At 47.6% G+C, this 25,064-nt stretch carries 14 protein-coding genes; 9 read left to right on the top strand and 5 right to left on the bottom strand.

Annotated features, from left to right (window positions below; genetic code table 11):
• Positions 1-923: 923 nt before the first annotated feature.
• The 4 genes from ACR6Z4_RS11750 (at position 924) to ACR6Z4_RS11735 (ending at position 10,227) form a co-directional block, all read left to right on the top strand.
• Positions 924-6,971 carry an EAL domain-containing protein gene (locus ACR6Z4_RS11750; protein ID WP_479717457.1) on the top strand — a complete coding sequence of 2,016 codons (6,048 nt, stop codon included), beginning with the start codon at positions 924-926 and terminating at the stop codon, positions 6,969-6,971.
• 120 nt (positions 6,972-7,091) lie between these two features.
• On the top strand, positions 7,092-7,691 hold the full coding sequence (locus tag ACR6Z4_RS11745; protein WP_479717456.1) for a tetratricopeptide repeat protein: 600 nt from the start codon (positions 7,092-7,094) through the stop codon (positions 7,689-7,691).
• Positions 7,692-7,811: 120 nt separating this feature from the next.
• Positions 7,812-8,162: a phage holin family protein gene (locus tag ACR6Z4_RS11740; RefSeq protein WP_479717455.1), complete on the top strand. Its 351-nt coding sequence runs from the start codon at positions 7,812-7,814 to the stop codon at positions 8,160-8,162.
• A 430-nt stretch (positions 8,163-8,592) separates the two neighbouring features.
• Entirely contained in the window at positions 8,593-10,227 is a 1,635-nt protein-coding gene (locus tag ACR6Z4_RS11735; RefSeq protein ID WP_479717454.1) for an alpha-D-glucose phosphate-specific phosphoglucomutase, read from the top strand.
• Between the two features lie 253 nt (positions 10,228-10,480).
• Here ACR6Z4_RS11735 and ACR6Z4_RS11730 read toward each other — a convergent pair whose 3' ends face one another.
• Positions 10,481-12,070 carry a glycoside hydrolase family 57 protein gene (locus tag ACR6Z4_RS11730; RefSeq protein WP_479717453.1) on the bottom strand — a complete coding sequence of 530 codons (1,590 nt, stop codon included), beginning with the start codon at positions 12,068-12,070 and terminating at the stop codon, positions 10,481-10,483.
• 279 nt (positions 12,071-12,349) lie between these two features.
• Here ACR6Z4_RS11730 and ACR6Z4_RS11725 point away from each other — a divergent pair, with 279 nt between their 5' ends.
• Positions 12,350-14,206 (top strand): hypothetical protein, encoded by a 1,857-nt coding sequence (locus ACR6Z4_RS11725; protein ID WP_479717452.1) that lies wholly within the window; start codon positions 12,350-12,352, stop codon positions 14,204-14,206.
• A gap of 391 nt (positions 14,207-14,597) precedes the next feature.
• Here ACR6Z4_RS11725 and ACR6Z4_RS11720 read toward each other — a convergent pair whose 3' ends face one another.
• From ACR6Z4_RS11720 to ACR6Z4_RS11705, 4 genes are all read right to left on the bottom strand, one after another.
• Entirely contained in the window at positions 14,598-14,798 is a 201-nt protein-coding gene (locus ACR6Z4_RS11720; protein ID WP_479717451.1) for a hypothetical protein, read from the bottom strand.
• Positions 14,799-15,500: 702 nt separating this feature from the next.
• Positions 15,501-15,734, bottom strand: coding sequence for a photosystem II protein, Psb35-related (locus tag ACR6Z4_RS11715; RefSeq protein ID WP_479717520.1), 234 nt, complete (start codon positions 15,732-15,734; stop codon positions 15,501-15,503).
• 222 nt (positions 15,735-15,956) lie between these two features.
• Complete coding sequence (gene pgr5 / locus ACR6Z4_RS11710) at positions 15,957-16,154, bottom strand: cyclic electron transport protein PGR5 (RefSeq protein WP_479717450.1); 198 nt, start codon at positions 16,152-16,154, stop codon at positions 15,957-15,959.
• A 425-nt stretch (positions 16,155-16,579) separates the two neighbouring features.
• Entirely contained in the window at positions 16,580-18,211 is a 1,632-nt protein-coding gene (locus tag ACR6Z4_RS11705; RefSeq protein ID WP_479717449.1) for a PQQ-dependent sugar dehydrogenase, read from the bottom strand.
• Between the two features lie 327 nt (positions 18,212-18,538).
• Between ACR6Z4_RS11705 and ACR6Z4_RS11700 the strand changes: the two genes are divergently transcribed.
• The 4 genes from ACR6Z4_RS11700 (at position 18,539) to ACR6Z4_RS11685 (ending at position 24,472) form a co-directional block, all read left to right on the top strand.
• The gene (locus tag ACR6Z4_RS11700; protein ID WP_479717448.1) at positions 18,539-18,943 is read left to right on the top strand and encodes a (2Fe-2S) ferredoxin domain-containing protein; all 405 of its coding nucleotides are present in this window, start codon (positions 18,539-18,541) and stop codon (positions 18,941-18,943) included.
• 1,103 nt (positions 18,944-20,046) lie between these two features.
• Entirely contained in the window at positions 20,047-20,697 is a 651-nt protein-coding gene (locus ACR6Z4_RS11695; protein ID WP_479717447.1) for a response regulator transcription factor, read from the top strand.
• Between the two features lie 714 nt (positions 20,698-21,411).
• Positions 21,412-21,582 (top strand): photosystem II assembly protein Psb34, encoded by a 171-nt coding sequence (gene psb34 / locus ACR6Z4_RS11690; protein ID WP_479717446.1) that lies wholly within the window; start codon positions 21,412-21,414, stop codon positions 21,580-21,582.
• Positions 21,583-22,048: 466 nt separating this feature from the next.
• Positions 22,049-24,472, top strand: a complete 2,424-nt coding sequence (locus tag ACR6Z4_RS11685; protein ID WP_479717445.1) for a tetratricopeptide repeat protein — start codon at positions 22,049-22,051, stop codon at positions 24,470-24,472.
• The last annotated feature ends 592 nt before the right edge of the window (positions 24,473-25,064 follow it).

The raw sequence follows: 25,064 nt of genomic DNA, 5'->3' as shown, positions 1-25,064 counted from the left end.
AGATGCACAGTTGCGGATCAATTAGGTTTTGTATGGGGTTGAATTAGTTTTTCATCAGGCGGTACAACGAATCGCCTATCTCAAGAGTGGGTTTTGTTGCCCGAAGGAAACGGAACATAATTCTTTTCCCCATGGTTGGATAAGGGTATCTAAAGTAATGATGTCTTAGAACGCCCCACGTTTGGGTAAGGTTTAGTTTAAAGGGTTGCTGATTTGGGCTATGAAATTTGGTGTGAGTGCCGCGCAGAGCGCGGCACTCACACCAAATTTCATAGCTGGATTAAGCAATGCCGGAATTTAAATATAAAATTCATGCCAGGATTTAGTACGGTCACCCCTCCTTATATTTGAGAAGATTTTTACGAGTGATTGACCTGACTCGGATAGAGCGATCGCCATCCTCATGATTAGGCTTCCCGAATATTATTGAGTCTAACAAAAGTAAATTATTCTACATTTATATAATAACGGTTGATAAATTTCTCATGCCAATTTCAATAGAACTTATTCCCCATCAGAAGTCAGCCTGGTTATTAAAGCGTCGTGAGGAAAAGTCTATTAACGGAGGGTGCAGCTCTCACACGGCATTGCTAATAGTGGTATGAATTTGAACGTGAAACCTTTGGTTTCACGTTCAAATTCATACCTAAAATCAGCAACGCCCTCACACGATAACCCTACTCTATCCAGGTGCGGCGTGATGCAGCGTCAATAATGCAGATGTCAGTCAATCAGGGGCGTGCCTCTATCCCTTTTTAAGAATTTAAACTCAGTTTTCATGGATATAACCAGCCTTTAGACCCATTTTTTTAAGATGGGGAATACTAATGCTATATCGATCCTGATTCAGTTGTGAAAGCGCCCGCCCGAAGGGCGGGCGCTTTCACAACCGATCATTTTCACAAATCAAATAGGATTGCTATATGTCACAACCAAAACAAAATAATTTTATGTTTGAACTCTCTGGATATCAAATTTTTGAGCAACTCTATGAAGGAACGAAAACTTCCGTCTACCGGGGACGGCACATCGCTAAGGCTGAACCTGTAATTATCAAAGTGCTACAACATGAATATCCAAGTTTTAACGAATTGATACAGTTTCGTAATCAATACACGATTACTAAAAATCTCAACATTCCTAATATTGTCCGACCCTATAGCCTGGAACCCTATCGCAATGGCTACGCGTTGGTCATGGAAGACTTCAACGGTGTTTCCTTATCTAATTATATTCAGAACCACTCGTTGAGCTTGATAGAAATCATAGAAATTATTCTAAAACTAACTGATATTATTCATCATCTTTATCAAAATCGTGTTATTCACAAAGATATTAAACCAACCAATATTTTAATTAATCCCAGAACTAAACAGATTAAATTAATTGATTTCAGTATTGCTTCTTTATTGCCACGGGAAGTACAAGAAATCCAAACTCTCAATATTTTAGAAGGGACTCTAGCCTATCTTTCTCCGGAGCAAACGGGTCGGATGAATCGGGGAATTGACTATCGTACAGACTTTTATTCCCTGGGCGTAACTTTTTACGAACTGCTCACCGGACGCTTACCTTTTCAGTCCCATGACCCTATGGAACTGGTTCATTGCCACATTGCTAAAATGCCGGTTCCCCCTCATATGTTGAGTCAAACGGTGGGGAAATCTCTTTCTACGTCTGCATCCTTTGTTATTCCTGAAGTGCTGTCTGATATTGTCATGAAGCTGATGGCAAAAAATGCAGAAGATCGCTATCAAAGTGCTATTGGACTTCAGTATGATTTGTCAAATTGCCTGAACCAATTGAGACGTAACGGTACAGTTGAACCCTTTAGAATTGGGCAACGAGATGTTAGCGATCGCTTTCTCATTCCCGAGACGTTATATGGACGAGAACAAGCGGTTGTTGAACTATTGGCAGCCTTTGCTCGTGTGGTATCTCCATCGAACCAACAGGAAGTAGAATCGGCAGCCAACATGGCGTCTAATTCTCCAGCCTTGACACCTACCAGTGAACTCATTTTCATCACCGGCTCCCCTGGCATTGGTAAAACAGCGGTTGTGAATGAAGTCCATAAACCGATTGTGCGCCAACGGGGATACTTCATCAAAGGCAAATTTGATCAGTTTAATCGCAATATCCCTTTTTCTGCGTTCGTACAGGCGTTTCGAGATTTAATGAGGCAATTACTCAGTGAAAGCAATATCCATTTGCAACACTGGAAAACTAAGATTTTGGCTGCTCTGGGCAGCAGTGGGCAAGTGGTGATTGAGGTTATTCCAGAACTAGAAAGAATCATTGGGCAGCAACCCCCCGTGCCTGAACTGTCGGGTGCAGCGGCTCAAACCCGATTTAATCTACTGTTCCAAAAGTTCATTCAAGTGTTTACAACACCTGATCATCCCCTTGTGATGTTTTTAGATGATTTGCAGTGGGCTGATTCTGCGTCTCTTCAGTTGATGCGGTTGCTGATGAATGAGTCGCACGGTGGCTATTTGTTGTTGATTGGAGCCTATCGAGACACTGACGTTTCCCCTGCTCATCCTCTGATGCAGACATTGGATCAAATTCACCAGACAGGTGTGCGGCAAACTACCATTACACTTGCCCCGTTGCCGCAAGTCAGTGTCAATCAGCTTGTTGTCGATACACTGAGTTGTTCTGCTAAATTAGCCCAGCCGTTGACAGAATTGGTATATCAAAAAACGCAGGGCAATCCATTTTTTGTGACCCAGTTTCTTAAAGCATTACATCAGGATGGTTTAATTACCTTTGATGCGCAGGCAGGGCATTGGCAGTGTGACATCACAAAAGTGCGAGAGGCAGCGCTGACAGATAATGTCGTAGAGTTTATGGCACTGCAACTCCAGAAGCTATCTCCTGCAACCCAAGATATTTTGAAGCTGGCAGCTTGCATTGGCAATCAGTTTGATTTGTTAACGTTAACGATGGCACGGGGTGCGTACGATAGCAATCTACCCGAGCAAGCGGAGTTGGATACAGCTGTTGTCTTGTGGCAGGCGTTGCAGGAAGGGTTTATTTTACCTCAAAGCGAAATCTATAAGTTTTTCCCAGAAGAATCGGGAATCAAGCAGCAGTCAGATGGTCGTAGAGACGATGCTTTTAACTTACCAATACTTGATTCTGGGTCGTGTTCGTACCGATTTCTCCACGATCGCGTTCAACAATCGGCGTATTCTTTGATTTCACAAGACAGTCGCGCGATCGCCCACTATCAAATTGGGCGACTGTGGTTGCAGCAACTTTCATCAGAGGCGAAGGACGACCGTATTTTTGAACTGGTAAATCAGTTGAATTATGGACTCTTGCTCATTACAGATCAAACTGAGCGGGATGAGCTTGCTCGACTCAACCGCATGGCTGCGCGTAAAGCTAGAGCTGCGACTGCCTATCAATCTGCGTATGACTATGCTGTAATTGGTCTGACGTTGTTGGGTGAAACGGCCTGGCAGCGACAGTATGATTTAACGTTAGCTCTACATGAATTAGCGGCTGAAGTTGCACTGCTGCTGGGCAATTTTGAGCAAATGAATCATTGGATTGATTCTGTGATTCATCACGCTAAGACCTGTCTGGATCGGGTGGGTGTCTACCAGATAAAAATCCAGGCATTGAATTCTTGTAATGATTTTCTAACGGCGATCGCCATCAGTCGATTAGTCCTGGATGAATTAGGTGCTAATCTGCCAGAAAGCTTCACGCCGGAAGAACTCCAGCACGTTCGGCAAGATATCAAAACCCTGATTGGCGATCGCTCTATTGCCGATCTCTTTTATCTTCCCCAAACTACAGATGCTAAACAACTTGCCATCCTGCAAATTACGTCAGGCATGATGAATGCGTGCTATATGACAGGTTCGCCGCTCTATCCATTGGTAGTGGCACTTCAGGTGAAGCGCTCGATTCAAGTTGGCAACAGTCTGTTTTCGCCGTTTAGTTATGCGTGCTATGCCTTCCAAATCAAACTGCTTTGGCAAGACATGGGCGACGTTCAAGAATTTGGTCAGTTAGCCTATCGACTGGCTTCAGAGCCTGATGCTAAAACGATGCGGGCAGCAACATCCGTTGTCATTGGCGGGTATGTTTACCATTGCACGTCTTCGTTGCGAGCAACGCTACCCATTTTTCAAGAGGGCTATCAAGCCGGTTTGGAAACAGGCAATCTAGAATTTGTCGTATACAATGTCCAGGTTTTTAGCTTAAATGCCTTTTGGTGCGGGCAATCTTTGACTGATCTCGAACCTCAAATTCGTGCCTACGATCAACAGTTGCGTGATCTCAATCAAGTGACGACGGGTAAGCATTATTTGATTTATTGGCACGTGGCATTGATCTTATTAGGTCATTCAGAAGAGGACGTTCCCTTTCGGCAAACGGCGTATGAAGAACAATTGCGTGCGGAAGTACAGGTTTCGGGTGATGCATTTCGATTAGGCGTTTTTTACCTGCACCGATTTATATTGAATTTTTTACTGGGTTGTTTGGATGTGGCTGAACATGATGCAACTCAAGCCAGACAATATTTTGCAGGCTACGCTGGAACTATCGGTGAACCTGTTTTTTATTGCTTTGATGCGCTGATGGCACTTGCTACGGCTACAGATGCGATCGCAGATATCAACGCTCGTTTGCAGCGTGTTCAGGATAATCAAGCGATCTTGAAACAACAATGGGCAGACCATGCCCCAATGAACTACTTGCACAAGTGGCAATTGGTGGAAGCCGAGCGTTATCGCATTTTGGGTCAATATACAGACGCGATAGAGTATTACGATCTGGCAATTCAAGGTGCCAGAACAAACGCCTACTTACATGAAGAAGCCCTTGCCAATGAATTAGCCGCTAAATTTTATCTGGCATGGGGCAAAGAAAAAATAGCCCAGGTTTATCTGCAAGAAGCCTACTATTGCTATGCCCGATGGGGGGCTAAAGCCAAAACGGATGATTTAGAACAACGCTATCCCCAGCTGCTTCAACCCATCCTGGCACAGGCAAGACATCGGCAAAAAGACATGACCGTGCCTAGGTCACATCCGTCCAGCAGTTCCAGTAGCTCGACTGAGGTATTGGACTTGGCTGCGGTGATCAAAGCCTCGCAGACGATTTCAAGTGAAGTATTACCCGAACAGGTCAGCATCACCTTAATGCAAGTGGTCTTAGAAAATGCTGGTGCAGAGAAAGGCGCATTAATTTTAGTACAGTCAGATCAATTGATCTTGAAGACTCAATGTCTCAGTGGTCAAGATTGTACGCTGCAATCTACTCCCCTGGAAGCCAGCCAGCATCTTCCGATCTCTTTAATCAACTATGTGTTTCGCACCCTTGAAATGATAGTGGTCGATGATATGGCAGGCGAGACACGGTTTGCGGCTGATCCTTACATCATTGAGACGCAACCCAAATCGGTTTTGTGTATGCCGCTGGTTAAGCAAAATCAGCCCATTGGGGTGCTTTATCTAGAAAATAATTTGGTGGCGGGGGCATTTACGAGCGATCGCCTTCAGATGCTCGATGTGTTGTGTGCTCAAGCCAGTATTTCGTTTGAAAATGCGGCTCTGTATGAGCATTTGCAAACCTCTAATCAAACATTGCAACACTCCTTAGAAAGGCTACAAGAAACGCAGGCTAAATTGATGCAAGTGAGCGATAAGCTTCAGCATGATGCATTTCATGATGCTTTAACCAACTTGCCCAACCGTCCCTGGTTTGTCAAATTGCTGGAACATACGATTCAATTGACCAAGCGGTACTCCAATAGCTTTTATGCTGTGCTTTTTACAGACCTGGATCGATTCAAAATGATCAATGATAGTTTTGGTCATGCCATTGGCGATGAGTTGCTCAAAAGTGTTGCACAACGCTTATTAACGTGTGTACGCAACTCAGATACCGTGGCACGGTTTGGTGGAGACGAGTTTGCTATTTTGCTTGAAGAACTGAGTTCACCCGATGAAGCCATCGAAATTGCCAATCGCATTCATGAACAATTTATCTATCCTTTTACCATTGAAGGTTATGAAGTATTCACGACTGCTAGCGTTGGCATCGCTCTGAGTACGATTGAGTATGATGACGCTGCCCATATTTTAAGAGATGCAGATGTCGCTATGTATCATGCTAAAGCACAAGGCAGAAACCGTTATGCCATCTTTGATCCAGCAATGCAAGCTCAGGTGACAACTCGGTTGCAATTAGAAAGCAATCTGCGTCGAGCCGTTGAAGCCCAAGAGTTTAGCCTTTACTATCAACCGATTGTGTCGTTGTCAACGGGTCGCTTGAAAGGATTTGAAGCGCTGGTCAGATGGCAGCATTCCCAATGGGGAAGAGTTTCACCTACTGAATTTATTCCAGTTGCAGAAGAAACGGGTTTGATTGTGCCGTTAGGCTGGTGGGTGTTGCAAGCTGCCTGTGCCCAGCTCAGTCTCTGGCGGACTCAGTTTCCTGATAGTTCGTCTCTGGTAATGAATGTCAACCTGTCGGCAATTCAACTCAAACAAACAGACCTGTTAGACCGTCTGGAATCCATTTTGCATGAAGTACAGCTTCCCGGTGATTGTCTTAAGCTAGAAATTACGGAGAGTTGTATTTTAGAAACCTTTACGTCGGAGGCAAAGCGTCTCAAACAATTGAAAGATTTAGGGATTCGTCTTTGCATTGATGATTTTGGTACGGGCTACTCTTCTCTGAGTCGATTGCATGAATTTCCGATTGATACGTTGAAAATCGATCGCTCGTTTGTCCAGCGTTTGAATGCAAGTTCTAGTGAAACCGTGCGCATGATTGTTACCCTGGCACATAGTTTGGGTATAGATGTCGTGGCAGAAGGAATTGAAACGCAAGCCGAACTCGCCACCTTGCAAGTGTTGGGGTGTGAATTTGGGCAAGGCTTTTTGTTTGCTCCACCTCTTGAACCCAGAAAGGCAAGTGTATGGCTAACGCGTAACGAGTAAGTGGTGGGTTGAAAAACGTATAGAGCAATGTTTTCAACCTATCACCGCTCTGCCTTGTGAGCGCGTAGCACTATATGATAGTAAGGGGATTGTTATCGGGCAGTTGGGGTGTCACCGCTCATGCAGGCTGCATCTTTAGTTTTAAAGTTGAACGATACGGTTAAGGCTCTTTTCGGCAACAGCCGAAAAGATAAAACAGTAGCTGATCCAATTCAAAACAAACCCTATCCTCACCCGGTCAATCGTGTTGAGTTAGTTTTTCCAGCCCTATTGCTTTTACTCATTCCGCTTTTGGCAGTGAGTTCGACTCTGTCTTCACCGAAAACGGCGGAAGCGTTTCATCAGAAAGGTCGTGCGTTTTATCAGCAGCACAGCTATGCCTTAGCGATCGCCCAATATAGCAAAGCGATCGCTCTAGATCCGGCAAATTATATGTATTACAACAGTCGGGCAAATGCTTACTATTTCAAAGCTGGTCGTGCTTTATCTGAGAGTGAACGGATAAAAGCCCTGGAATCAGCCATGGCAGATTATACTCAAGCCATTCAATACAACAGCCGTAATGCTCACGGCTATCGGTATCGCGGTGAAGTAAAACTTCAGTTGGGTGAATTACAAGCAGGGCTTCAAGATCTGCGTCAAGCTGCGTGGGTGTATCAGTCGATCGGAAATGAAAGCAACTATCGCTCGGTGGTCTATCGCCTTAGCCAGCTCAAGTAGCTCAACTGACGTTGGGATCACGTGGAATTTGTCGGGCATTGCCCCATATCTCACTATCCTTTGACAGGTACACTGTTGGGTAGGTTAAGTGATTACCAATCTACCTGTAGGAGTTTCCCTATGTCTTGGCTGATTAGCACCCTCATCGTTCTGGTTATTACTGCCGTTAGCCTGATTATCATTTCTAAAATTTCGTTCATTGGGGTTGAGATCGATAGCTTTGGTAAAGCCATCATTGCAGCCTTGGTGATTGGCATCCTCAATGCCCTGGCTGCCCCCTTTAATTTCCTCACCTTCGGTCTACTGTCATTTGTCATCAATATCGTCGTCTTTGGGTTAGCCGCCTGGTTGATCCCAGGGTTCCGCCTGCGCAATAAAATCTGGAGTGCGGTTATGGGGGCGATCGCTCTTGCCATCGTCAACTATGCCATTTTCTATGTGCTGAGTCTCTTGGGTATCGGTGTCAGTTAATACGGCTTAAGGCGATTTCTAGAAGAGGTTATCCCAGCAAATCGTAGGGGCGAAGCATTCGAACCATGATTTTCATCATTGACCAAAGACGATCTAACGAATGCTTTGCCCTTAAAGGGGTAACATCTTTTTCAGACATCTCCTGAAAGTAACCCTTCAAAAAATTGGCTGAGGAAATGTGTCAACGCTATCGGGCAGGTTCTCTCTGTCCGAAAATCGACCCGTAACCATTGCGGCGTTGCTGATTTGGGTGATGAAATTTGATATGAGTGCTGCGCTCCGCGCGGCACTCATATCAAATTTCATCGCTGGAGTAAGCCATGCCAACATTGCTTGTCTGAAAACCAGAAGACATTCTGTAAAAAAGTGGAAGATTCTCGGCTACGCTCAAATTGGACAGTTGATGTTGTCTCGTGACCTCTAAGATTCCATGAATATAAGTCTTGTTTCTACGACACCCTATACAGATCAAAAACCCGGTACGTCCGGTCTGCGGAAGCAGGTTACAGCCTTTCAAGAATTTCACTATCTAGAAAATTTCGTCCAATCGATCTTTGATAGCCTGGACGAGTTTCAGGGTCAGATCTTGGTCGTGGGAGGAGACGGTCGCTATTACAACCGTCAGGCAATCCAGATCATTCTCAAAATGGCAGCGGCTAATGGATTTGGTCGGGTGTTGGTTGGTCAGGGTGGAATTTTATCTACCCCGGCAGTGTCGTGTGTGATTCGTAAAAATCAGGCGTTTGGGGGCATTATTTTATCTGCCAGCCATAATCCTGGTGGTCCCGATGGCGACTTTGGCATCAAATACAATATTGGCAACGGTGGACCGGCTCCAGAGAAGGTGACGGAGGCGATCTTTGCGCGCAGCAAAGTCATTGATAGCTATAAGATTTTGGATGCGGGCGACATTGACCTGGATACCCTGGGCACTACTCAACTGGGCGATACGACGGTCGAAGTGATTGATGCGGTAGCCGATTATGCTGAGCTGATGCAGTCACTGTTTGATTTCGATCGGATTCGCAGTTATCTGGCGACTGGGCAGTTTCGCATGAGTTTTGATGCTCTCCATGCGGTAACGGGACCCTATGCCCATCGGATTTTTGAACAAATTTTGGGTGCGCCTGCGGGTACGGTGCAAAATGGGGTGCCGCTGGAAGATTTTGGCGGTGGGCATCCTGACCCCAACCTGGTCTATGCTCACGATTTAGTAGAACTGTTGTTTGGTGACCAGGCCCCTGACTTTGGCGCTGCTTCCGATGGTGATGGCGATCGCAACATGGTGTTAGGTCGTCATTTCTTTGTCACCCCCAGCGATAGTCTGGCGGTATTAGCTGCCAATGCCAAACTGGTTCCGGGGTATAAAGATGGGTTAGCAGGGATTGCCCGCTCGATGCCCACCAGCCAAGCCCCTGATCGAGTGGCGAAAGCCTTGGGGATTGAGTGCTATGAAACACCGACCGGATGGAAGTTTTTTGGCAACCTATTAGATGCCGGCAAAGCTACACTGTGTGGCGAAGAGAGCTTTGGCACCGGATCTAACCACATCCGCGAAAAAGATGGATTGTGGGCAGTGCTGTTTTGGCTGAATGTGTTGGCAGCCCGGCAAGAGTCGGTTGAGGCAATTGTGCGCGACCATTGGAAAACCTATGGACGTAACTATTATTCGCGGCACGACTATGAAGATGTGGCAACAGAGAAGGCGAATACGCTGGTGGCAGGATTGCGATCGCAACTTCCTACCCTTCCTGGCAAACGCTTTGGAGCCTATGAAGTCGAATATGCTGATGATTTTAGCTACACCGACCCCGTAGATGGCAGCATTAGCCAAAATCAAGGGATTCGCATTGGTTTTACCGATGGCTCTCGCGTGGTCTTCCGGCTTTCGGGTACGGGCACCAAAGGGGCAACGCTGCGGATTTATCTAGAAAGTTACGAGTCTGACCCCAGCAAACACGACCAGGATGCGCAGGTAGCATTGGCGGACTTGATTCAAATTGCTGAAGAAGTTGCCCAGATTAAGCACCTGACAGGCATGGATGTGCCGACGGTGATTACCTGAGTCCGATTTGATCAATCGTGAGAGCCGCGCTCCGCGCGGCTCTCATACCAATTTAATTAGCGATTGCACCAGAGATCCCGTAGGGGCGCATCGCAATGCGCCCCTACAGAAGATTGAGGAGAAGCGGCGCGCCGCGCCGCTTCTCCATACCTGATCTTCGTGGTTCTGAGCGCGTAGGACTGTAGTAGAGCAGATCCTGTGTGAGAGCCGTGCGTTGCACGGCTCTCACATTTAAGTTTTAAATTGGGATATTTTACATGGGGCGATAGACCCGGTAATTAACGTTGGGGAAAATGTTATCGATCGCTTCCACCTTTTCCAGCCAACCGGAGTCGATCTTGCCTGCCATAATGTCTTCCCGCAATTTGTTAAATCGCATCAAGTGCGATCGCGTCCGCCGCACTGCATAGGGCACCATGGTTCCGGTACGCATAATAAATGCCCAGTCAGACGACTGTGCCAACAGCAACTCGCGGGCTGCCTGATTGAGGGCACGCCATTGCAATTCATCTTCGGGTTCTTGACCGGCCAGCGCAATCATTCGCTCGGCGGCTTTGTGCAAGTGAGGATAAATCCAGGAGTTGGTTTCGTTCAGCCAATATTCATGGAACCCCCGGAACCCCCAGCTCGATTGTGACGGCCGACAGACTTGCTGGGTTGGATTGCCGCGCAAATAATCTGCCAGATGCGTCATTTCATAGGTATTTTGGTCGTACCAGGCTTTGCGGAACAAGTAGTCGATAAACCAGGGCCCCTCATACCACCAATGACCGAACAGCTCCGCATCATAGGGCGAGACAATAATTGGCTTGCGCTGCATAATGCCATGCAAATGCTCAACCTGGCGCTCGCGGTTAAATGAGAAATTTTCTGCGTGCTCTGCGGACTTTTCCCGTGCCCAGTATGGGTCATACCAGGTCTTTTCGCTTAAGCCCAACCCTTTCCCTGTAATTTTGTGGTACTTAATCCCGGTATTTTTCCGCTGACCGTTGGGCATAATATAAGGCTTGATGTACTCATACTCTGCATCCCAGCCCAGGTCACGGTAAAACTCACGATATTCGGGTGCGCCCGGATAACCGACCTCTGAAGACCACACCTGCTGCGACGATTCATGGTCTCTACCAAATGCTGCTACCCCAGTTTCTGTAAAGATCGGGGCATAACTGCCAAACCGGGGACGGGGACGGGCGTAGAGAATGCCATGTCCATCCGTTAAGAAATAGCGCAACCCGGCATCTGCCAGCATCCGCTCTAAGCCTTCGTAGTACGCACATTCTGGCAACCAGATGCCTTTAGCAGGGCGACCAAAATTTTCTTCATAGTGTTCGCAGGCAACTTTGATTTGTGCCCACACTGCCTGAGGATACATCTTCATCAACGGCAAATAGCCATGTGTCGCGCCGCAGGTGATGATCTCCAGGTTATTGCTATCGAGAAATTGTTTAAAAGCGGCAACTAAATCTCGATCATGACGCTCCCATACTTCCCGTACCTTGTTAAACTCATTGGCGTAGTATTCTGCTAGGTACCGCAGGTGACCATTTTGGGCATTGTGCTCAATTTCTAGCTCTGCTAATTCTTCGAGCATTGACAGGTGGGCATCATAGCGATCTTGCAAGAGCGGATCTCGCAACATCGACACCAGGGGAGGCGTCATGCTCATGGTGATTTTGAAATCTATACCGTCTCGCTTGAGTCCTTCAAAGACTTGGAGTAAGGGAATATAGGTTTCTGTAATAGCCTCAAATAGCCATTCTTCTTCTAATACATAATCACTTTCAGGGTGTCTAACGAATGGCAAATGGGCGTGCAAAACAAGGGCAAGATATCCGATACTCATAGGTCATGAAGAGACAAGATTACATAATGGAACGGTAGACGCCAGGGAAACTTTTATCAGCCGTTGCCAAGATTGTAAAGCAAAAGTTAAGCATATAGACTGGTGAACTTAATGATCTGATCCCCATTAATCGCTGAATAAAATCAAAACCCTAAAAGGATAGGTGTTGCGTCTGATTAGGGCAGGATGCTGGCTCCTGGCGGCTTGGTATTGAAACCTACTCATCTCAGTCGGTTGACCCTACATTTTGATCTACCCCACATTTAATAAAGTTGAGTTATGACACAGTCAAACCCTCTGGAACTGGCAAAGCAAGGTGATCCCCAAGCGATCGCTGCCCTCATGAATCGCACTTTACAGCCCAAAGGTATGAATGCGACAGCATCAGTAGAGGGCGATCGCATGGAAGTCGTCCTAGAATCTGACCAGGTTCCCAATCAGCAAGTTTTAGCCAACTTTGTGCAAAATGGGCTGAATACTCTGGGTTTGCGGACGATTCGTTCGGTCAAAGTGGTGGGTAAACAAACCCATGCCGACAGTCCTGCCTGGGAGCAAGAGATTCCATTAATGTCTAACCCAGCCCCTGCACCCGCCGCCCCGGTAGCACCGCCGCCGCCACCGCCGCCTCGACCAGTTGCTGCGCCTCCGTTGCCACCCCCCTCGGCTGACGATTTACCCATGCCGATGCCCCTGACACCCCACCGAACCTCGCTCCCGATTCCTCCGCTGCAACCCCAATCTCCTCTTCCACCCCAGACGACGGAGAATGCAGATGATATGTCTTCCCCGATCGATGATGGAGTAACGAGTCCACCCCTGCCGAGTACAGAGTTGCCGCCTGACCTATCAGACAATCTGATTACAGCACCTCCAGACTTTTATTTCGACAATAGTGCAGACATTGTGGATTTTCCGGAGGAATCTGATACCTACGAAGCGTCAGATGATATCTACGATGAATCTGATCTGTCCGGGCGGGATGGGGACAGAGATAGTGATCGGGAGTCTACGGTTGATCAAGACATTAGTGCCGATGTAGAACCCTCCGATTGGCAAGGTGATCTGGTAGACGATGAGGTGTTTGGTTCCGGCATAGGCTTAACCGGAATGCCCGAAGTTGAGGAGCTAGAAGCGTTAGCAGATCAAGAGTTGGGACCTGTGAAGCCGATTATGTCGGTAACGCCCGTGCCCACGCCCAGCCCTAATTTAATGTCTGACCTGGAAGCCTTACCCGCCAAGGAACCCACGCGCTTACCCATGGGCGGTATTGTTGCAGTTATATTAACTTTGGGGTTATCGTTCGGTATTATTGCCTATTCCTTATATAGAATGCTATCGGGCGCAGATCCGCAGCCGATCGAGTCGCCTGTTTTATCGCCCAGTGCGAATCAGCCTGCCCCCAGTTCACCGACTCCGGTGATATCACCGTCAGTGGATGTGAATGCGTATGCTGATGCCATTGATATTGGCACCGGGGCAGCGGCTTTGTCGCAGTCTGCCCAATCGATTGATGATTGGCGGTTGGTCACGGCTCAGTGGCAACAAGCGATCGCCTTGCTGCAATCGGTTCCTGCTGATAGCCCCGACTATGCCAATGCCCAAGCACGGCTACCCGAGTATCAAAATAATCTGGCGATCGCGCAACAAAAATCTGATCAGCCCGTTGGCAGCCAAATTGCACCCACTTCAACCACTGTCATTGCCGGTGGCATTGTTTGCCCGGAAGTCGCGCCCACGGAAGCTGCACCCGCTGTCGAGTTGACCAGTGTGCGCCTGGAGGCACCCGATGCTACTGGAGCAGATGTATTAGTCGGATGTGTTACCAACCATAGTAGTCAGGCGATCGCGTCCATCTCCATCACCTATCAAGTGGCTGCTACTCCAGCTGCCACCCCGTCGCCCCAGGATGCTAACGCATCGCCCCAAGATCCCAGTGCATCTCCGGCTCCGGCTCCCGCCGCAGTGACAACTGAACTTAGTTTTGATAACTTGCAACCCGGTCGAACTGTTCCGTTTAGAAGTGTGGGGACAATTCCGGCAGACGTTACCAGCCTGACGATCGCATCGATTACTTTGACCTCCAGTGGGGGTGGAGAACCCCAGCAAATTCAATCGGGGTTACAAGTTACGCGATAAATCTGACGCCATCAGGGGTTCGCAAGCCAATACCATCCATCAAGTAGGTCGAGAGGCTTTGTCCGCTTTGGGCTGAATTTGGATGGAAACCCTTTGGGTTCCCATCCAAATTCAGCCCCGGCTACTTTTTAAACATCCCCTACCGAGAATCAGGATATTCAGGCAAAAAAAAGGCAGTAACGTGTTAAAGCTACTCCCCCACAACATCTATGGATAAGCTCACTCCGTGTCGGCACACATACAGAACGGCGATCGCTCTTTAGTCATCCAACAATTAGTTATCTGACATAGCGATCCTAGGTAATTCGTGAAAATGATCAGTTGTGAAAGCGCCCGCCCTTCGGGCGGGCGCTTTCACAACTGATTTAGGATCGCTACAGTTATCTAACAATTAGTCATCCAACTCTTGAGCTGAAACCTCTATCAAGTACGCTGGATCCACATAATGACACGTAGTATTGTCTTGACAAATTAAAGCCCACCCAGCCTGATCAATGCCGACCAATTTGTAATCGGTATCTCGAACAAAACAGCCTTTATGATTCCGTGTGTCAGGCTCAACTTTCATGTTGTAAATATTAGTTGTAATCATTGTTTTTTCCCTGCGAAAGCATGAATTGGCAGACTCAACGGAGTCAAATAAAATCAATTTATCGATCGAATTTCTTTGTTAGCTTTAGCCTATCTTTAAAATCCTAAATGTTTTGTTAAGTTACCTGAAGATTCAGAAGAGATATAAAACAATTCAAGTCATTGTTTGGGATATCACGTCTACCGGCAGCGGCATTAAATCATCAGTTCACCCCTTTTTTGTTCACCCGTTTTTTTGTTAAGTTTTCTCCGGAATATCCGTTCCAAAAGGGGAGCAAACGCTTCATTCAATAGGCGATCGCCAGTCCTGCATCTCTCATCCCCATAACGTCTATCCGCCGCTCATTGGTTCTTATACCAATTTAATTAGCGATTGCACCAGATCCCGTAGGGGCGCATCGCCATGCGCTATTACAGAAGATTTATGTGCCGTGCAGTCTGTTTAAATTGGTATTAAATGAACAAACAAGCGGCTGATGGATTGTGAATAAGAGACGAGTTTTACTATTAATTCGCGCTTGATGGTTTAACCCCAGAAAGCTGAGATCCGTTTTATCGACACAAAAAGTTAACTGTTTAGGGCGATCGCTCTCATTGATCGGGCACAGCAGATTAACAGTACATTAAACGTTTGTGGGGGATTGAGAGCTACACTCCCAATCCCCCACATTCAGACTTTAGTGTTTATATGACCCGGCTTGATCTAAGCAGTAGGTAGTTCGCGGCTAGTATAAGCATCTACGACATCAAATGCAGGTGTGCGATCGCTGTAATCGGTGGCAGTGCCTGTTACCGACTGAGCCAACTTTTCGAAGGATGCAGAGCGCCAATTGCGAGCATGGATGGGCTTGGACTGCTCGCCCCGGAAATAAGCCTGGGTACCAATGACCGCAGCAGCAACCCAACCCACAACAACGACAGCAATCAAAATAGTCAACATGATCGGAATTCCTCTGTGACGAATAGGGTGTTAGATACGGCAGCTGGAGGGCTGGTCAGGACGGGGGCGTGAGGGCTGTGCCCCTGGACAGGAGTTCTACCCCTGTAGCCCGTTCTAATGAACCATTCAACTGCTATGGATTTGAAAGTAGGGGGTTAAAGCCGATGAATAGGATGGCTTTAGTAAGTAATTTTTGCGGGTGATTTTTGTCAGTGATATTTAAGTCAACAATCCCAACTTCTTGCCGTTATCGCGAGCGAGGCGAATCATATTTTGGCGCTTGGTACGATCGACGCCGAAACGATTGCAGACGTTGGTAATGGCTTGGGAATGAAGTGCGATCGCCTTTCCCCGTAGGCGGACGAACTCTGGGTCTCCCATGACTTTACGAACCAAAACTACAATAGGTGCGAACATCTAAACTCCTCAGGCTGTTAATAAATGGCTCAGGGTGATTTCATGCCGTCTAGTTTTTAGCTGTTAGGAATGGGAATTAAATAACGCCGATGACTTGCTGTACGGGCGAACGGCCGTTCGCCCCTCCAAACGATCCAATATTCGATCTTATTTAATCCACGATCCTTAGCTGTTGGCTGTTAGCTGTTAGCTGTTAGCTGTTAGCTGTACGGCAGTTTGGGCGGAAGGTTTATCACCCTGGAAGATGGCTCTGTTTGCTTATGTAAATAAATATAACATAATGTTACGAATTTGCAACAATTGTTGCAAATAAAATATTTGGGTGATATGTCACGTAATTGATGAAGACATGGAATTGAGCAAAAGCGGCGCGGAGCGCCGCTTTTGCTCAATCACCCTTCTGGTCTGATGAGATGCTTGATGACCTAAGCCGCGATCGCAATTTTGACGAAATCGTTGGCTTGAATTTGCCCCACATCAACCCCATTCAGCAAGGCTAATAAATCAGTCCCCGCTTTGATTAAGGTATTGTTGCCGCGTTGCACCATCGTTAAATCACCAAACTGAAGACCATTGGCAAGACCCAGCCGATCGATACCGTTGCGGAAATCTGTAATCACGTCCCGCCCTGCTCCGGTTTGTACGGCAAAAATGTCGCGATCGCTGCCTCCGCTAAGTTCATCACTGCCATTGCCACCGATCAATACATCACGTCCGGCATTACCAATGAGCCGATCATCGCCATTGCCACCCACTAAGCGATCGCTACCTTTACCACCTACCAGGCGATCGGCTCCGTTGCCACCCCACCCCTTGTCTGCCCCATTTCCCCCCAGCAAAACATCGGCTCCGCCCAACCCCAATAGCACATCGTTGCCACCCAGGCCACTCAGGCGATCGCCAACGCCAGTCCCGACCAGGCGATCGGCTCCTGCCGTGCCGGTTTGTTGATGAGTCGGTGCGGGTGATAAAGGAGCCGTAATTTGGTAAATCTTTCCCGTGAAAAAGTCGGCAACATAGAGGTTTCCTGCTTCATCTTCACCAAAGCTAGAGATGCCGTACTCTGTATCCTTTAACAGAGCATTTTCCCAGGTGTTGCCAGACTGCCGCAGTCCCCAAATGCGCCCGTTACCAAAGTCGCCATAGAGATAGGTACCATACAAGCTTGATTGCGGGGAACCGCGATAGACAAATCCGCCGGTAACAGAGTTGCCCTGAGAATGGTCATATTCGGCAACCGGAAGGACTAACCCGGCACCATTAGTGTTGCTGCCATAAAAGGTACTGCCTTCCATGATGTTCCAGCCATAGTTTTCGCCTCCGTCACTGCTGGCTGGCTGAACGTCGATCTCTTCGACATCGCCCTGTCCCACATCGGCAATGTATAGATCTCCGGTTTGGCGATCGAATGAAAAGCGCCAGGGGTTACGTACCCCCAATGCCCAGATTTCATCTTGATAGACATCCGTAGGATCATTGGCAGTTAGATATGGATTGCTGGCAGGAATTTGGTAGGTTGATCCACCCGATTCCACATCAATCCGGAGAATTTTGCCTAAGAGAGAATCGGGATTTTGGGCATTGTTCTGCGGGTCGCCGCCCGATCCACCATCGCCCATGCCGATGTAAAGATAGCCATCAGGCCCGAAGGCGAGTTGTCCGCCATTATGGTTTTCAAACGGTTGGTCAATGGTGAGTAAAATCTCTGCACTATTGGGGTCTGCTTGATTGGGATTGCTGCCAATGGAATACCGGGCAATTACCGTATCGCCATCTACATTGGTGTAGTTGACGTAAAAGTAGCCTTTGCTGCTATAGTCCGGCGGAAAGGCGACGCTGAGTAACCCTTGCTCGCCCCCTTTGCTCGTCAGATTGGTAATGTCGAGGAAGGCAGTCGCCCGCAGCGTGCCATTTTGGGCAATGCGAATAATGCCGTCTTTTTCGACAATAAATAAGCGATCGCTACCATCGCCAGCGTGGGTTATGTGAACGGGGCTACTTAAGCCACTGAGGATTGGGGTAAAGGTGAGATCCAGTTGGGTGAGTGGAGTTGCCATGGTCAATGTCCCCCAAGTTCTGTGTGTGGCGTTTCAAATACCTCTATTGCAGTCGATTCCGTCAGAAATGGTTCGCTGTCTTAAGGATTTTTAGGATTGTGCATCATCTGCCCAGACCCGCCGCGCTATCTTGTCAGAAGCGCGGCGTCGCCGCGCTTCTGACAATAAATTTTTGCTTTTTGGGAGAGTGCGGCGGAGCTGCACTCTCCCAAAGAGTCATAGGTTTTAATTTTGTAAACATCCTAAATCTACGATCCTGACGGAGGCTTGCTATTATGAGGGCGCAACGAGATCTATCTTTAATCACCCGTACCCTCCGAGATATCCATGACCTCTGACTGCGATACGCTTGCCGCCGATGCTTTGACTGCCTGTGTGACTGCATTAGGGATTGCTCAGATCCAGCGGCATCTGTTTATCTGTGCCGATCAGACGGTGCCCAAGTGCTGTGATAAAGCAGCCAGTATCCAGTCCTGGAATTATCTAAAACAGCGTTTAAAAGAACTGAAATTAGATGCGCCAGTGCCCGATCGCCCCAGTTGTATTTTTCGCACCAAAGCCAATTGTTTGCGGGTTTGCCAAAAGGGTCCCATTCTAGTGGTCTATCCGGATGGGGTCTGGTATCACAGCGCAACTCCCGACGTCATCGAGCGGATTATTCAAGACCATTTGCTGGGCAATCAAATCGTGCAGGAGTATGCGTTTGTTGTTCACCCGTTGCCCCAACCGTGATGACTTGGAGCAGTAGTCCACCAACTTAAAAGTTTTAGAGGGGGTGGAGGGGGTAAAACCCCCTCTTGGGGGCGCAGCCCCCAAACCCCCATGGTGCAAAATTTCGTGTTTGCAACAGTAGGTAATGATTGGGGTTTCAAAGCAGTACGACCAGTGGATACCGTCAGTGGTTCACAACCTTGGTTCACAACCTTTTCCGGTAGTAGTGCCTATGTAATGATGTTTTGTGGCGCGGGCGACGCCCGCGCCACAAAACATCATTACTTTGTTAGGGCTACCCCTTTTCCCACAGATTGGAATGACAGTCCGGGATCTAAAGGGGATAAACTACGGGCGATCGCTCAATATTGCTAATTGTAAAGATAAAGTTCCCAGGCTTACATAAAACACCGTGTTAGCGAAAATGAGTATCCAGCTAAATTTTTAAGGAGAATTTCATCCCATCGCAAGCCTTGGCGGTTTGTAGTGTGGAAAACGGATGAAGCTTACTTCGCGTAATACAAATCCCTTTAAAAATTAAACAGCAATGCTACAGCAGGTGCTTAAAAAAGACAGAGTTTGAGGACAGGATATTTTTGTGTAGAGACGCTAAGTTTTTATGGGAAAACTCAGGTTGAACACTAGCGGAATTTAACGATAAGCCGTGGTTCAAATCTGCTCTAAGCAACCCTGAACAACCGGGCGATCGCGATATTCAGCAAGGTAACTAAGGGTCAATAAACGAATTCGTCTTATTGTTGAGAAATATTGCTTGAGAAACGGATAGTAGGCTTAATCACAGAAATTTAAAATTTATTCCTTTAAGACTTTGCAAATACTACCCGCACTTTTGATAGCAAACTATAATATGCCGATAGGGACAATCTCAATTTGCGATTTCAGCAGGCTGCTTAGGTTGTTTTAGTACTATCGATTAAGGCAACGTATTGGGTACTTAATATTTAGTTCTTTAAGGATGGCACGATTTACCTTCTTCCTGACCTGGTCATCCTAGTTTGAAATAGTTACGTAGTGTCCCAGGCTAACCCAGTTGGGTATGTGAAAATACTGGATATCATGATGACAAGTTTTACTCCTGATTTCAGCGTGGCGAGTGATAGAGCATGAGTAAAGAAAACAGTGGAGGAGACCTTAAACGCCTTCTCCTGATTGATGATGACCCGAATCTGATCCTTCTAGTGAAGGATTACCTTGAATTTCGGGGGTACAAGGTGATTACGGCTGAAAATGGTCAGGAGGCTTTAGAAGTCTTACAACGGGAAACACCGGACATGATCATCTGCGATGTGATGATGCCGCAGATGGATGGTTATACGTTTGTAGAACACGTCAGAAAAGACGCCCGAACAAGTTGGATTCCTGTCTTATTTTTGTCTGCCAAAGGTCAAAGCCAGGATCGCGTCAAAGGGTTGAATACGGGCGCAGATGTGTATATGGTGAAGCCGTTTGAGCCAGAAGAGTTGGTGGCTCAGGTTGAGTCTTCACTCAAGCAAGCGTCGCGGATTCTTCAACATCAGAACAAAGGGACAGACAATGCTCCTAAAATTCAGGTTCCCTTTGATGTTGAGCTAACGCCGACTGAGTTGCGGGTTGTGCAATATGTGGCACGGGGAATGGCAAATCGCGAAATTGCTGAAGAACTGAATGTCAGCCAACGGACGATTGAGAGCCATGTGAGCAACATGCTGGGTAAGACTGGCTTGCATAACCGCACTGAGCTAGCTCGTTGGGCAATTGAAAATAGCATGGCTTAAATGCCCATCAGCCTTGCGAATGGGTCGCGCCCGCAGGGCGCGACCCATCCCTATTTCTTATCATTTTTTGGATATATAGCAGTATGCAAGTTCGTTAAGTACAGAAACGGTGTTGTGGGGCGCGGAGCGCCCCACAACACCGTACTGAATCAACCTGCACAGCGCTATAGCACCCGTCGAGACGGTTAAATCAAGAGGTTGTGTGAGAACCCGTACGGAGCGCAGGTTCTCACACAACCTTTGTTCTAACTGATAAAACGGCGATCGCCATCCTTGAAATATAAGCAGGGTAGCGATCGCCGTTAGCATCCTCATAAAATAACTTGAATAACTTTTTGGGGGGAGTGCGGCAGAGCCGCACTCCCCCCAAAAAGTTATGGGTTTTAATTTTGTAAGGATGCTTAGCGTTTAGAGGGAATGTAAGCCTTCTATAGCGCTTGGTGTCTGAATAAATTGCGGGTGTTGTGAGAGAGCCGTGCGGAGTGTCCCGCAATACCGTTTTTGTACTTAGGATCACAAATTAATTAAAAACCGACGTTTATTTTTGTCAGCGCAGCGGAGCCGCGCTGACAAAAATAAACGTCGGTTTTATTAAATCCACGATCCTTAACGAGCTGGCACACCACTATATGAGAGAGTTCGTTACAAAAAACGCTTATCTTTTAATTTTTTGTTACAATTTTGAGAATACTTAAAGATGAGGTTAAAAAACTCATGCCTTACACAACAGAAGATGGCGGTCGCTTGAACAACTTTGCCAGAGAGCCAAAGATGTACACCGCCCAGCCACCTAGCAAAGGTCAACAAATGACCTACCTCGTTTTGGGTGCGGGTGCGATCGCGCTAATTGGTGGATTGATTTTTATTGCCGTTTCCGTGTCGTAAATAATTTGTTCACAAGATAAGAACTGCAACACATAAAACTTCTTCCTAAAGTTTTTATAGTTATTCATCGGGCTGTCTGGGTTTCCAGGCAGCCCAGTTTTTGTGGGGCTGTAGCCCTTCAGACAATGAAAGATCAGCCTTTAGAGTGACTTGATTACCTCGATTCAACTCGATCTTTATCCTGACAAAGCTCAAAAGATTATGAAGAGGGCTATAACTCCAGACAATGCTCTGCAAGCGGTTTCATTCCAAATTGTGTTGTATAGCGGTACGCATTAGCTTTAGGACGGGGTGCAGGGGTGAAACCCCTGCGTGGGGGCACCGCCCCCACCCCCCCGATGTCCTAACTAGATTGCGTAGAACTATAAGAGCAAGGCTTCGTCTGTCAGTATGGACAGAAGTCAGTCTGCGGCATATAGCAGTTTTTTATTAACTTATCCGGGCTTGTTTCTCGCGTGCTCCTAACGTGACTGATACACCTTTTCGCAAAATTTTGGGGCTAAACCAGCAGACCTATCAACGTCTGAGGGTGTCTTTGAGCCTACATCTTCGTCGCCAGGTCTTTGTGGCGGTTTGTGACGACTTGACCCTCCGCGCCCGTATGGCGAGCCAACTTGCCAACGAATTAAATCATCTGTCTGCTTCGACACCCGAGCAATCAGACGAGACTCAGCGACTCAGACGGTATCCTCGACTGGTCAGTCTACAACTCAATCTGAATGATCCCAATCCTGTGGCTCAGATTGCTCAGTGGATTGCCCAATCGCCACCGCCCAAGAGCGGCAATCGGCGGCTCAGCTTGCCCACATTTCAGATTCTTGGGATCGAGCATTTAACTCGTCAACCGGCGGCTGTTCAACGCCTGTTCTTTGCCCATTTGCAAGGTCTGGAGCGGCATCTGTCGGCATTTGAATCGGGATTGTTGTTGTGGCTACCGCAACCCTGGTTCCACGCGTTGCCAGAATCAGCTCCTGATTTTTGGCGCTGTCGGACGGGGACGTTTGAATTTATTGGTGACCCCACACCTGCGATCGCAACTCCAACTCAACCCCCGATTGCTCAGCCAGTTCCTCCAGATCCTGAGCCAGATCCTGCTGTTGCGGTAGATGATGAACCGTTGCCCACCGATCGGTTTGAGCGATCGAATCCGCTGCTGATTGATCCGGATGATTTGGATCTGGATGACGACCCTGACCCGATGCCATCTGATCTGTGGACAATTCTGGCACGGGACTTAGCTCGCTTGGATGAGTCCAACGGCATCCATTCAGCAGACGATGCCACGACACCTCCTCCTGAGTCAGAAGCACGGCTCCAGATGGTGGCAGTTCCTGCCGCTGTGTCAGCTAAGGCAACAGAAAATTTTGTTCATTCCCCTGCTCCCGTCTTAGTGAAGACGGCATCGGCTCAGCAGGCGACGCTTGTGCCTGTGGCAAAAGCACCGATCACGGTCAAACCCGCCCATCAGGAAAGTCAGCTGCATCAGGGCACTCGTTCCACCCAAACCGCTAGCAAATCTGCTCATGCGGCTGCAACGTTGCCCCTGAGCCGATCTGCAACCCCGGCACCGGGGCAAAAGTCGGCTGAATCAGATCACCCGACCGCTATCCCCGCGAATGCGGCAACCTGGGCGAGTGACATTGATTTGCACCCTCTTTCTCTGTTGCAGCAAATTGAAGCGTTGCATCAACAGAATGCACCTCCCACAACGCTGGCAGATGCTTACCGGGCATTGGGTAATTTTTATCGCGATCGCATTGAGCAAGGGGATGCATCAGCCCAAAATTTACGGGTTGCCATCCATGCCTACGAGCAAGTCCTGGTATGGCTGCATGAAACATCGCCGTTATGGACGGATGTGTTAAATGATCTGGGCAACTTGTATTGGATGTTGTCTCGCTCTATTCCTCAGGCAGAAGACGCATTAGGACATTTGCAGCAAGCGATTCAAGCTTATCAGTTGGCGTTGAGCAAGGTAAATGTCCAGACTCAGAGCCAAGCCTATCCAATGTTGCAAAACAACTTAGGGTCTGCCTATGCCGACTTAGCGCGTTACCAACATCCAGTCGATAATCTTCAGCGTGCCATCCAGGCGTATCAACAAACTCTACGCTTTCGTAAACCCGACAGCGAACCGTTGCGCTATGCTTCGACACAAAATAACTTGGGCACCGCGTATTGGAGCTTGGCGCAGCACCAACAACCCGAGGTCTATCTCAAACAGGCGATCGCTGCTTATTCGGAAGCGCTCCATTACTACAAGCCCGAAGAAGAACCCCTCAGCTACGCTATGATCCAAAATAACCTGGGTACGGCGTACTGGAATTTAGCCCAGCACGAACGTCCGTTAGACTGGTTGCGGCTTGCCCTGAGCGCTTATCAAACTGCGTTAAGATATCGCACCTTAGAAGCACTGCCTTTGGCGTTTGCTGCCACCCAAAATAACCTGGGAACTGCCTACTGGCATTTGGCTAACCATACTAAAGAAGATCCGACATTGCGATCGGATTACCTGCTTCAGGCGATTAGTGCCTATGAAGCGACCTTGATGGCAGTTGAGCAGCAATCTCGTGGGTCTCAACCCCCCGTTTTGAACTTTGATGTCTTTGCAACTCATAACAATCTGGGGTTGGCACGTTGTCAGATGGCAACTGACCCCCACATTTTTCTGGAGCCTGACTCGCAGTGTGCTCATTTAGAAGTAGCATTGCATCATCATCTGCAAGCACTGGACGGCTGGCAGAGTAAACCAGACTTGTATAAAACAGCATTTGGCTGCCTGCTGCAAACAATTCGGGCGTTATATAACCAGTGTGGTCTTGCCGGACAAAATCTAGCCCTTGCTAAAGTGCCGGGTCATCTGTTATCCGATGTCTTGGCGCAGTTGTAGCAAATGGTCTTGTATCAATTTGAGTCTTAACCGGGAGAGATATCTTTTGAGAGCCGCGCAAAGCGCGGCTCTCAAAAGATATCTGACGCTGCTGATTTAGCTTATGAAATTTGGTGTGAGTGCCGCGCAGAGCGCGGCACTCACACCAAATTTCATTTGAAGAGGGGGATAAACATAAAAAAACTGGCTTGATATCTCACAAGCCAGCAGAGTAAATATTTACGTTGTTTTCTCACTGGAAGAAACCCTACTGTGCGTTCCCAACCGCCAGGGGGGTTCATATAGGATGTCTACAACAGTAGTAATCCCTTTTCCATAGGATAGTGTAACAATAGGTACAGACTTTTCGTTATAAAACTTTACCCTAAGTTTTGGTAATCTACATAACCATTTCTAATGAGTGAGCCTGTACTGTTTCTTGGAACAGTCTCATCCGTAAGCACTTCAGCCATTTGACTCAATAAAGCCGAAATTCTCACAAGAGGCAAATCCGATAGTTTTGTCGCACTTATAAGAAATCTTTATCTAAAATATCTAGTTCCGGCGATCGGCAGCAGGCACATTATTGTCTGCCGCTGCGTCTTTAATTCCT

The sequence above is a fragment of the Calyptranema fuscum S582 genome (assembly GCF_055793305.1).
This window is presented reverse-complemented; position numbering and strand designations above follow the sequence as displayed.

Coding starts and splice junctions, on each gene's coding strand:
- ACR6Z4_RS11735 (WP_479717454.1), top strand. CDS start 8,593: ATGAATATAAGTCTTGTTTCTACGACACCCTATACAGATCAAAAACCC.
- ACR6Z4_RS11720 (WP_479717451.1), bottom strand. CDS start 14,798: ATGATTACAACTAATATTTACAACATGAAAGTTGAGCCTGACACACGG.
- ACR6Z4_RS11725 (WP_479717452.1), top strand. CDS start 12,350: ATGACACAGTCAAACCCTCTGGAACTGGCAAAGCAAGGTGATCCCCAA.
- ACR6Z4_RS11730 (WP_479717453.1), bottom strand. CDS start 12,070: ATGAGTATCGGATATCTTGCCCTTGTTTTGCACGCCCATTTGCCATTC.
- pgr5 (WP_479717450.1), bottom strand. CDS start 16,154: ATGTTCGCACCTATTGTAGTTTTGGTTCGTAAAGTCATGGGAGACCCA.
- ACR6Z4_RS11700 (WP_479717448.1), top strand. CDS start 18,539: ATGACCTCTGACTGCGATACGCTTGCCGCCGATGCTTTGACTGCCTGT.
- ACR6Z4_RS11740 (WP_479717455.1), top strand. CDS start 7,812: ATGTCTTGGCTGATTAGCACCCTCATCGTTCTGGTTATTACTGCCGTT.
- ACR6Z4_RS11745 (WP_479717456.1), top strand. CDS start 7,092: ATGCAGGCTGCATCTTTAGTTTTAAAGTTGAACGATACGGTTAAGGCT.
- psb34 (WP_479717446.1), top strand. CDS start 21,412: ATGCCTTACACAACAGAAGATGGCGGTCGCTTGAACAACTTTGCCAGA.
- ACR6Z4_RS11705 (WP_479717449.1), bottom strand. CDS start 18,211: ATGGCAACTCCACTCACCCAACTGGATCTCACCTTTACCCCAATCCTC.
- ACR6Z4_RS11695 (WP_479717447.1), top strand. CDS start 20,047: ATGAGTAAAGAAAACAGTGGAGGAGACCTTAAACGCCTTCTCCTGATT.
- ACR6Z4_RS11750 (WP_479717457.1), top strand. CDS start 924: ATGTCACAACCAAAACAAAATAATTTTATGTTTGAACTCTCTGGATAT.